Below are 9,089 nucleotides of genomic sequence, written 5' to 3'. Positions count from 1 at the left end.
CCCCCCCCCCCCCCCCCCCCCCCCCCCCCCCCCCCCCCCCCCCCCCCCCCCCCCCCCCCCCCCCCCCCCCCCCACCGACCGATCCGGAGGAAGGGCCATGTCGACCGACGTCGTCCCGGCACCCCAGGCCGCCCGCGCCGCTGGCGCACCCCGCCCGCGCTCCACCCGGCGCCGGGCCCGCGCCGCGACCCCCTGGCTGTTCGCGTCGCCCGCGATCGCGTTCTTCGCCGCGTTCCTGATCATCCCGATCGGGTACGCGCTGTACCTGAGCTTCCGCGGCTACCGGGTCTCCGGCGGCGCGTTCGGGCGCCGCGAGGAGACGTTCGTCGGGCTGGAGAACTACGCGACCGCGCTGTCCGACCCGGAGTTCGTCGCGGGCCTCGGGCGCTCGCTGGTCTACGGGGCCATCGCGGTGCCGAGCGTGCTCGGCCTCGCCCTGCTGTTCGCGCTGCTGCTCGACCACCCGCGCGTGCCGGGGCGCAGCTTCGCGCGGACGGCGATCTTCCTGCCGTACGCGGTGCCCGGGGTGATCGCCAGCCTGCTGTGGGGGTTCCTGTACCTGCCCAGCACGAGCCCGGTCAGCTACGTGGCGCGCGAGCTCGGCGGCAGCTCGGTCGACTTCTTCGGCTACCCGGCGCTGTACTTCGCGCTGGCCAACATCGCCCTGTGGTCGGGGGTCGGCTTCAACATGATCATCATCTACACGTCGCTGCGCTCGGTGCCGACGGAGATCTACGAGGCGGCCCGGATCGACGGCGCCTCCGAGCGGCAGATCGCGCTGCGCATCAAGATCCCGCTCGTGACGCCCGCGCTGGTGCTCACCGGCCTGTTCTCCGTGATCGGGACGCTCCAGCTGTACAGCGAGCCCGCCACCCTGCGCCCGATGTCGAACACCATCTCCTCGACGTGGGTGCCGCTCATGAAGATCTACCAAGAGGCGTTCATGAACGACAACCTCGGGGGCGCGGCCGCGGCGTCGGTCGTCCTGGCCCTGGGCATCCTGGCCCTGTCCCTGCTGCTCCTCCGGTTCTTCCAGCGCCGCACGTTCGGGGGTGCCGCGTGACCGCCGTCGACACCCGGCCCCCGGCCGTCGTCCGCACCGGCGACCGCAGCCCGCGCCGGGCACCGCGGCGGCACCGCCGCCCCCGCCTCGCGACCGCCGTCCTCATGCTCGGCGCGGTCTACACCCTGCTGCCCGTGGCGTGGGTGCTGATCGCGACGTCCAAGAGCCCGCGCGAGCTGTTCACCACGTTCTCGTTCGCGCCCGGCACCGGTCTGCTGGACAACCTCGCGAACCTCAGCGCCTACGGCGGTGGCCAGTTCTGGCTCTGGGGCATGAACTCCGCCCTGTACGCCGGCGTGGGCGCGATCGTGTCCACGCTGGTGTCCGCCATGGCCGGCTACGCGCTCGCGAAGTTCCGGTTCCGGGGCCGCGAGCTGCTGTTCTCCGGCATCCTCGCCGGCGTCCTGGTGCCCGGCATCGTGCTGGCCGTCCCGCAGTACCTGCTGATGGCCCAGCTCGGCCTGGCCGGCACGCGGTGGTCGGTGCTGCTGCCGGTGATCATCAACCCGTTCGGGATCTTCCTGTGCCGGGTGTTCGCGGCCGCGGCCGTCCCCGACGACACGATCGAGGCCGCCCGCCTGGACGGCGCCGGCGAGCTGCGCGTGTTCGGCGCGATCGCGCTGCCGATGATGACCCAGGGGCTGGTCACGGTGTTCCTGCTCCAGTTCGTCGGGATCTGGAACAACTTCCTGCTGCCGTTCATCATGCTGTCCGACCAGGACAAGTACCCGATCACCCTCGGCCTCTACACGTTCCTGTCCAAGGGTGCGGGGGACACCGACCTGTACCCGCTGATCATCGCGGGCTCCGCCGTGTCGGTGATCCCGCTGATCGCGCTCGTGCTCCTGCTGCAGCGGTTCTGGCGGGCGGACCTGCTGGCCGGCGGGCTCAAGGGGTGAGGCCCGGGCTCGGCGCGCTGACCGATCGGCACGGGCTGCTCTACGGCGGCGACTACAACCCCGAGCAGTGGCCCGAGGCGGTGTGGGCGGAGGACGTCGCCCTGATGCGCGAGGTCGGGGTCACCCTGGTGACCGTCGGGGTGTTCTCCTGGGGCACGCTCGAGCCGGAGCCGGGCCGGTTCGAGACGGGCTGGATCGACCGGGTGCTCGACCTGCTCGCCGGGGCCGGGATCGCCGTCGACCTGGCGACGCCCACCGCGTCGGCTCCGCCGTGGCTCGCGCTCGACCACCCGGAGACGTCCTCGGTCGACGCCTCCGGGGTGCGGATGAGCCCGGGCTCCCGGAACCACTTCTGCCCGACCTCCCCGGTGTTCCGCGAGCACGCGCTCCGCGTGGTCCAGGTGCTGGCGGACCGGTACGCCGGTCACCCGGCGCTCGCGATGTGGCACGTCGGCAACGAGCTCGGCCAGCGGTGCTGCTGCGACCTGTGCGCGGCGGCGTTCCGGGACTGGCTGCGCGCGCGGTACGGCACGCTCGACGAGCTCAACCGCGCGTGGGGCACCGCGTTCTGGAGCCAGCACTACGCGCGCTGGGCCGAGATCGTGCCGCCGCGCGCCGCGCCGTACCTGCACAACCCGGCGCAGGACCTGGACTTCCGCCGGTTCACCTCGGACCAGCTGCGGGACCTGTACCGCGTCCAGGCGGAGGTCCTCCGGGCGGCCACGCCCGACGTCCCGGTGACGACGAACTTCATGGGCTTCTTCCGCGGCGTCGACTACCGGTCCTGGCGCGACGACGTCGACGTGGTCGCGGACGACTGGTACGGCGACCCGGCCGACCCGCGCAGCCCGGCGCGCGCCGCGCTCACGCACGACCTCATGCGCTCGCTCGGCGGCGGGCGGCCGTGGGTGCTGATGGAGCAGGCGACGAGCGCCGTGAACTGGCGGCCGCACAACCTGCCGAAGCCGGAGGGCGCGCTGCTCGTCGACTCGCTGCGGGCGGTCGCGCACGGCGCCGACGCGGTCTGCTACTTCCAGTGGCGCGCCTCCGCCGCGGGCGCCGAGCGGTTCCACTCCGCGATGCTGCCGCACGCCGGCCCGGACACCGACCTGCACCGGGCCGTCCGCGCGCAGGGCGCCGTGCTGCGCCGGCTGCGCCGGGTCGTGGGCACCCGGGTCGACGCCCGGGCCGCGCTGGTCTTCGACTGGTCGTCCTGGTGGGCGGGCGAGGGACCGGGCCTGCCCAGCGACCGCCTGCGCCCGGTCGACCAGCTGCTCGCCTGGTACGAGCCGCTGTGGCGCGCCGGGATCGCCGTGGACGTGGTGCACCCCGGCGACGACCTCGACGGCTACGACCTGGTCGCGGTGCCGGGCCTGTACCTGGTCTCGGACGCCGACGCGGCGAACGTGGCCCGGGTGCCGGAGCGGGGCGGCGCGCTCGTCGTCGGGCCGTTCAGCGGCGTCGCCGACGAGGAGGGCCGGGTCCGCGGCGGGCGGTTCCCGGTGCCGTGGACGGCGACGCTCGGGATGTCGGGGGAGGAGCACCGGCCGCTGCCCGACGGGGGCGTCCGGGTCGACTCCGACCTCGTGGGCGCGTTCACGGCCGTCGACTGGTCGGAGCGGGTGCGCGTCGAGGGCGACGACGTCGAGGTGCTCGCGACCTACCGGGGCGCCGGGCTCGACGGGCGCCCGGCCGTCACGCGCCGCGCGCACCCGGGCGGCGGCAGCGCGACGTCCGTCACGACCGTGCCGCCCGCGGACGCGCTGTCCCGGCTGCTGCTCGACGCGGCGGCGCGCGCCGGGCTCGACCCCGTCCCGTCCCCCGACGGGGTCGAGGTCGCCCGGCGCGGGGACGTCCTGTTCGTGCTGAACCACGGGCCCGACGCGCGCACGGTGCCGGTTCCCGCCGCGGCAGTCGACCTGGTGACGGGCCGGGAGGTGGCCGGGCCGCTCGTGCTCGGGGCGCGCTCGGCGGCGGCGCTGGTCGCGTCGGGCGGCAATACCTCCCACCCGGTCGGGAAGAAGAGGTAGCCTCGCACTACCTAGTAAGCGGTAGGTAGTGCCTCGCACCGGCGCGCGCCCCTGCCGCGACCCGGGGCCGCCGTGGTCCCCGCGGACGACGAAGTGGAGTGTGCGATGCGCATCGCGAGCTGGACCAGCACCACCGAGCACGAGCGCTGGACCGACCTCGGGGGCGTCGAGCCCGCCGCGGTCGACCGGATCCCGGACGTGTTCGTGCAGCTGGACGACGAGCGCCAGGAGATCGAGGGCTTCGGCGCCACGTTCAACGAGCTCGGCTGGACCTCGCTGGCCCACCTGACCGACGACCAGCGGGCCGAGATCTTCCGCGAGATGTACGCACCCGGCGTCGGCGGCAACTTCACCATCGGGCGCATGCCGATCGGAGCGAACGACTTCGCCCGCGACTACTACTCCTACGACGACGTGCCGGGCGACTTCGACCTCGAGCACTTCAGCATCGCGAACGACCACGAGACGCTCGTCCCCTACATCCGCGCGGCGCTGGCGCACCAGGGGTCGCTGAAGCTGTGGGCGTCGCCGTGGGTGCCGCCGCAGTGGCTGAAGACCAACGGGCACTACGCGTCGGTGCAGCCGTGGATCAACGGCGTCGAGAACGGCCTGCGCCCCGACCAGGTCCAGGCCGAGGGCACCGACTCGTTCACCCAGGACGAGCGGCACCTCGCGACCTACGCGGCGTACTTCGGCAAGTTCGTCGACGCGTACCGCGAGCTCGGCATCGAGATCGGCATGGTCATGCCGCAGAACGAGTTCAACTCCGCCCAGCCGTACCCGAGCTGCACCTGGACGCCGGCCGGCCTCGCGGCGTTCCTCCGGCACCTCGGCCCCGAGATGCGCGAGCGCGGCGTCGAGGTGTTCCTCGGCACCGTCGAGCGCCCGAACGAGGCCCTGGTCGACGAGGTGCTGGCGGACCCGGACGCCGCCGCGGCCGTCACCGGCATCGGCGTGCAGTGGCACGGCAAGTCGATCGTGCCGTTCCTGAAGAAGGACCACCCCGACCTGAGGCTCTACCAGACCGAGCAGGAGTGCGGCGACGGCAAGAACGACTGGCGGTACGCCCGCTACGCGTGGCGCCTGATGCGCGACTTCCTCAACAACGGCGCGAACGCCTACCAGTACTGGAACCTGTCGCTGGAGCGCGGCGGCGTGAGCCGCTGGGGCTGGTCGCAGAACTCGCTCGTCGTGGTCGACCCCGAGGCGCGCACGTTCGAGTACACGCACGAGTACCACGTGCTCAAGCACGTCAGCCACTTCGTGCAGCCGGGCGCCCGCCTGGTGCCGACGCTGAGCTACGCCGGCTACGAGAACCAGGTCGCCTTCCGCAACCCCGACGGCTCGCTCGTCGTCGTGATGCAGAACGACACCTCCGAGGAGATGCCGGTCTCGGTGCTCGTCGGCGACCAGGTCGTCTCGCCCGTGCTGCCGGCCGACTCCCTCAACACGTTCGTCCTGGAGGTCTGAGGCGCCCGGGCACCCGGGTCGGCGGACGCACTGGCGCGTCGGCCCGGGTGCCCCGAGAGTGGTCGCATGAGCGTCGTGAACCCGCCTCGCGACCTGCGCGAGTACATCGAGTTCCTCCGGGACAGCGGCTACACCGTCCGGGACGGCCACACGCCGGACCCGGACCTCATCGACCCGCAGGGCAACCCGGTCTACACCTGGCAGGAGGGGTACCCGTACCCCGACCTGATGGACCGCGACGCGTACGAGCTCGAGAAGTACCGCCTCCAGGTCGAGCTGCTGAAGTTCCAGTACTGGCTCGAGGACAACGACAAGCGGGCCATCGTCCTGTTCGAGGGCCGCGACGCCGCCGGCAAGGGCGGCACGATCAAGCGGTTCACCGAGCACCTGAACCCGCGGACCTCGCGGGTGGTCGCGCTGTCGAAGCCGAGCGACCGCGAGCGCGGCCAGTGGTACTTCCAGCGCTACGTGCAGCACCTGCCGACGGCCGGCGAGATCGTCATGTTCGACCGGTCCTGGTACAACCGCGCCGGCGTCGAGCGGGTCATGGGGTTCTGCACCGAGGACGAGTACCAGGCGTTCATGGGGCAGGCGCCCGTCTTCGAGAAGATGCTCGTCGACTCCGGCATCCACGTGACCAAGCTGTGGTTCTCGGTGTCCCGCAAGGAGCAGCGCACCCGGTTCGCGATCCGCCAGCTCGACCCGGTCCGCCGGTGGAAGCTGTCGCCGATGGACCTCGCCTCCCTGGACAAGTGGGAGGAGTACACCGAGGCCAAGGAGGAGATGTTCCGCCGCACCGACAAGCGGCACGCGCGGTGGACGATCATCCGCTCCAACGACAAGAAGCGGGCGCGCATCAACGCGATGCGGTTCTTCCTCGGCCAGTTCGACTACGAGGGCAAGGACCCGGAGGTCGTCGGGCGGCCGGACCCGCTGCTCGTCATCCGCAGCAAGAACGAGCCGGCGGACGAGTAGCCGCCCCTTGCCCCGGGGTGGTGACGACCGCGATGCTGGCGCGATGGCCGGCGAACGGACCTACGCGATCCTGCCCTGCCCCGACGTCGACGCGGCGGTCGCGTTCTACGAGGCGCTCGGCTTCCACCCCACGTACCGGCAGCGGCGGCCGTACCCGACCGCCGTCGTGCGGTTCGAGGACATCCACATCCACCTCGCGGGCGTCGACGGCTTCGACCCCGCGGCGTCGTACGCGAGCGTGATCGTCGTCGTCCCGGACGCGGAGGCGCTCTACCAGCAGTTCGCCGCCGGGCTGCGGGCGCACCTCGGGCGGCTGCCCGTCGCGGGCGTCCCGCGCCTGCTGCGTCCGCGGCGCAAGCAGGGCACGACCACCGGGTTCACGGTGGTGGACGTCGGCGGGAACTGGCTCCGGTTCTACCGCGAGGCCGACGTCGGGACGCCCGAGCCCGCCGCCTCCGGGCTGGCGCGGGCCGTCGAGGTCGCGGCGCGGCAGGGCGACGCGCGGGGCGACGACGCGCAGGCGCTGGTCGCGCTCGACGCCGGGCTGACCCGGCACCCCGACGCGCCCGCCGACGACCGGGCCCGGGCGCTGGCGTACCGCGCCGAGCTGCTGGTGCGGCTCGGGCGGGTCTCGGACGCGGCGGCGGCGCTGGCCGAGGCGCTGCCGTTCACCGCCGCGCAGACGGACGCCGTCGCGCCGGACCTCGCGCACGCGCGCGAGGTCGTGGCCGGCGCGGCGGGGTGACGCGGGGTCGTCAGAACCGGAACGGGATCGGGATGCCGCCGCAGCAGCACACCCCGCGCACGTCCGACTGCGCCAGCATCCCCGCGGCCTGGTAGCACGCGACGAACCGGGCCACGGTCGGCCGGGCGCCGCGCAGCACGCCGCGGGCCACCACCGTGCGGCGGATCTCCTCCGAGCAGGACGTCCCGCCGTGCGCGACGCGGTGTGCGCACGCGTAGCCCTTCCGGGGCGAGATGCGGCGCTGGTAGACCCGGATCAGGCGGTCGGCGGCGACGGCGGCGAGGCTCATCGCGTCACGGTAGGCGTGGGCGCCGGGGGCGGCGACCGGTCAGCGCAGTGTCTGCGTCAGCACCGACCGTTCGTCGTCGTGCTCGATCGTCGCCAGCGCGCCGTTGACCAGCGCGAGGTGCGGCGGGACGTGCCCGCAGTCGACGTCCGCGAGCACGGGAACCCCGAGGTCGGCCAGGGCGAGCCGCGCGGCGTCGTGCTGCGTCAGGCCGGGGACGTCCGCGCCGCGGGTGCGCCCCAGCAGCACGGCGTTCGCGCCCGCGAAGAAGCCCGCGTACCGCAGGCCCAGCAGCCGGCGGACCACGTCGCTCGCGTCCGCGGCGGCCGCCTCCAGGTACACGATCGTGCCCTCCGGGGCGTGCGCGGCGACGAACGCCCCGACGTCGCCGTACGGGGTGCCGGCCAGGTGCGACACCGTCTCCAGGCAGCCTCCGACCAGCCGCCCGGTGACGCGCAGGTCGCCGTCGCCGTCGAGCCGGGTCCAGCCGCCGGGCGCGTCCAGCGGCTCCTCGGTCGCCTCCGGTTCGACCGCGAAGTCGGTGAACCCCGCCGACCGGTACCGCGGCGCGGCGCCCTGCACGAGCGTGGCCCCGGGCTCGGCGCGGACGACGTCCAACCAGGGCAGCATCGGCGCGGGCACCCGGAACGGCGTCTCCATCAGGTTCTGCCCGTGCAGCGTCGCGACGCCCGTCCGGAGCGTCAGCGGGAGCAGCAGCGTCGAGATGTCGGAGTAGCCCACGAACCACGTCGGGTCGGCTGCGAGGGTGTCCCAGTCGACGCGGTCGAGCAGGTCGAGCGCGATCTCGCCGCCCCAGGGCGGGACGACCGCCCGGACCGCGGGATCGGTCATCAGGTCGGCGAGCTCGGCCGCGCGTGCGTCCCGGGGCCCGCTGGCGACGCCGTCGCCGTGCACGAGCGGCCCGAGACGGACCTCGAACCCGCGCTCGGTGAGGTGTCGCACCGCGACGTCCAGCCGCCGCGCGTGCCGGACCGCGACGCCCGCGGAGGGGGACGCGACCCCGATGATGTCGCCGGGGACCAGCGGGCGCGGGTAGCGGATCATGCGCCGCAGTCTGGCAGCGCCGAGGCGGGCCCGGGGCGGTTTGCGGGTCGGCGGTCCCGGGTCCGCCGCCCCCTGGTGGCCCCGCGCGCCCGCGGCGTAGCGTCGTCGGTGCCGGAGCACCAGCCGATCGCACGAGGGGTGGAACTGCCGTGAGCATGATGATGGACATGATGAAGTCGATGCCGGCGGGCACGACGGGGATGGACATGACCGCGATGCAGCCGTGCATCGAGGCGTGCTCGGCCGCGGCGATGGCCGCGACCATGTGTGCCGACGCGGACGCCGGGGAGAACATGGCCCGATGTGCGTCCATGTGCGCGAGCACGGCGGACGTCGCGACCACGACGATGCGGATGATGATGCGGCCCGCGGGCTACGACATGTCCGCGATGTCGGCGATGATGCAGGCCTGCGTCGCCATGGGCGAGGCGTGCGCGGCGGAGTGCGAGATGCACGCGTCGATGTCCGAGCACTGCCGGATCTGCGCGCAGGCCTGCCGGGCGATGGTCGACGCCTGCCGCTCGGCCATGGCCTCGATGGCCTGACCGACCGGGTC

General features: G+C 73.6%; 9 protein-coding genes. 7 read left to right on the top strand and 2 right to left on the bottom strand.

The features are described from left to right. The first annotated feature begins 97 nt into the window (after positions 1–97). The 6 genes from AC3WUG_RS13540 (at position 98) to AC3WUG_RS13515 (ending at position 7,182) form a co-directional block, all read left to right on the top strand. The gene (locus tag AC3WUG_RS13540) at positions 98–1,063 is read left to right on the top strand and encodes a carbohydrate ABC transporter permease (RefSeq protein WP_492328147.1); all 966 of its coding nucleotides are present in this window, start codon (positions 98–100) and stop codon (positions 1,061–1,063) included. Then, a complete protein-coding gene (locus AC3WUG_RS13535) occupies positions 1,060–1,962 on the top strand; it encodes a carbohydrate ABC transporter permease (protein WP_492328146.1) in 903 nt (300 codons plus the stop codon). Before AC3WUG_RS13540 ends, AC3WUG_RS13535 begins: the two co-directional genes overlap by 4 nt. Next, positions 1,959–3,992 carry a beta-galactosidase gene (locus AC3WUG_RS13530; protein WP_492328145.1) on the top strand — a complete coding sequence of 678 codons (2,034 nt, stop codon included), beginning with the start codon at positions 1,959–1,961 and terminating at the stop codon, positions 3,990–3,992. Before AC3WUG_RS13535 ends, AC3WUG_RS13530 begins: the two co-directional genes overlap by 4 nt. Before the next feature lie 105 nt (positions 3,993–4,097). Further along, positions 4,098–5,462 carry a glycoside hydrolase family 30 protein gene (locus AC3WUG_RS13525; RefSeq protein WP_492328144.1) on the top strand — a complete coding sequence of 455 codons (1,365 nt, stop codon included), beginning with the start codon at positions 4,098–4,100 and terminating at the stop codon, positions 5,460–5,462. Positions 5,463–5,528: 66 nt separating this feature from the next. Further along, positions 5,529–6,437, top strand: a complete 909-nt coding sequence (gene ppk2, locus AC3WUG_RS13520; protein ID WP_492328143.1) for a polyphosphate kinase 2 — start codon at positions 5,529–5,531, stop codon at positions 6,435–6,437. Between the two features lie 43 nt (positions 6,438–6,480). Next, entirely contained in the window at positions 6,481–7,182 is a 702-nt protein-coding gene (locus tag AC3WUG_RS13515; protein WP_492328142.1) for a DUF8817 family protein, read from the top strand. Positions 7,183–7,192: 10 nt separating this feature from the next. On the opposite strand, the gene yidD is transcribed toward AC3WUG_RS13515, so the two are convergent. Next, a complete protein-coding gene (gene yidD / locus AC3WUG_RS13510; protein WP_492328141.1) occupies positions 7,193–7,471 on the bottom strand; it encodes a membrane protein insertion efficiency factor YidD in 279 nt (92 codons plus the stop codon). A 39-nt stretch (positions 7,472–7,510) separates the two neighbouring features. Next, positions 7,511–8,533, bottom strand: a complete 1,023-nt coding sequence (locus AC3WUG_RS13505) for a S66 family peptidase (protein WP_492328140.1) — start codon at positions 8,531–8,533, stop codon at positions 7,511–7,513. Positions 8,534–8,688: 155 nt separating this feature from the next. On the opposite strand from AC3WUG_RS13505, the gene AC3WUG_RS13500 reads away from it, so the two are divergent. Next, positions 8,689–9,078, top strand: coding sequence for a four-helix bundle copper-binding protein (locus tag AC3WUG_RS13500; protein ID WP_492328149.1), 390 nt, complete (start codon positions 8,689–8,691; stop codon positions 9,076–9,078). The last annotated feature ends 11 nt before the right edge of the window (positions 9,079–9,089 follow it).

It is taken from the genome of Cellulomonas sp. EB106-03-03-XG116, assembly GCF_058792015.1.
Note: the sequence above shows the minus strand (reverse complement) of the source record. Positions and strands in the feature narration are given on the sequence as shown.